Below are 1,275 nucleotides of genomic sequence, written 5' to 3' on the forward strand. Positions count from 1 at the left end.
AGGCAGCGTTCACTGCTGCGGTGGCCGTGCTGATCATCGCCTGCCCCTGCGCGCTGGGATTGGCCACTCCGACCGCCCTGCTGGTCGGTACCGGACGGGGAGCCCAGCTCGGCATCCTCATCAAGGGGCCGGAAGTCTTGGAGACCACCCGCACGATCGACACCGTGGTCCTGGACAAGACCGGCACCGTCACGACCGGTCAGATGACGTTGCTGCACGTGCACACCGATGCCAGCACCTCCGACCGCGAAGTACTCGCCCTCGCCGGTGCGCTCGAAGACGCCTCCGAGCATCCCATCGCCACTGCCATCGCCGGCGCGGCACGCGCCGAGCTCGGCGCCCTGGCCGAGGTCGAGGAATTCACCAACATCGAAGGTATGGGAGTGCAGGGCACCGTCGAGGGCCACGCAGTCCTCGTCGGACGCGACAGCCTGCTCACCGACTGGGGCCTGTCGCTGGACGATCCCGATCTGACAGCTGCCCGCGAGTCCGCCGAAGCTGCAGGACAAACCGCAGTGATGGTGGCCTGGGACGGCCAGATCCGTGCGGTGCTGGTCGTCGCCGACGCCATCAAACCCACCAGCGCCGCAGCCGTCGCCCGACTGAAGGCCATGGGGTTGACTCCGGTCCTACTCACCGGTGACAACCAGAAGGCCGCCGAACACGTCGCACGCGAGGTCGGCATCTCCACCGTGATCGCCGAAGTCCTACCCGCCGACAAAGTCCAGGCCGTCACCGCACTGCAGAACGACGGCAAAGTCGTGGCCATGGTCGGCGACGGGGTCAACGACGCCGCAGCGCTGGCCTCGGCCGACCTCGGCCTGGCCATGGGCACCGGCACCGACGTGGCCATGCAAGCCGCCGACATCACCCTGGTCCGTGGCGACCTCAACGCCGCCGCGGACGCGATCGCCCTGGCCCGCAAGACGCTGGCGACGATCAAGACCAACCTGTTCTGGGCCTTCGCCTACAACGTCGCCGCCATCCCCCTCGCCGCACTCGGGTTGCTCAACCCCATGCTCGCCGGCGCCGCGATGGCCTTCTCCAGCGTGTTCGTCGTCAGCAACAGCCTGCGGCTTCGTGCCTTCACCTCACGCACCACACCCGGTGACGACAACCGCACCTCCCACACACCCTCGACACATACCCCCCAGGGGTATAAGGTGGCGTCATGAACGAGCACACCTCTGCTGAACACGCCGGTCACACGGCCGCCGATCAGCACCACCACGGCCAGGTTGAGCACCACGAGGCGGTGCTCGATCACACCGGACA

At 67.7% G+C, this 1,275-nt stretch carries 1 protein-coding gene; it reads left to right on the top strand.

Annotated features, from left to right (window positions below; genetic code table 11):
• Positions 1 to 1,175 (top strand): heavy metal translocating P-type ATPase (locus BJF87_RS23730; RefSeq protein WP_139319588.1); only part of this gene is annotated, 1,175 nt, incomplete at its 5' end.
• Positions 1,176 to 1,275 lie beyond the last annotated feature (100 nt).

It is taken from the genome of Gordonia sp. CNJ-863 (genome assembly GCF_001942325.1).
Taxonomy (GTDB): Bacteria; Actinomycetota; Actinomycetes; order Mycobacteriales; family Mycobacteriaceae; genus Gordonia; species Gordonia alkanivorans.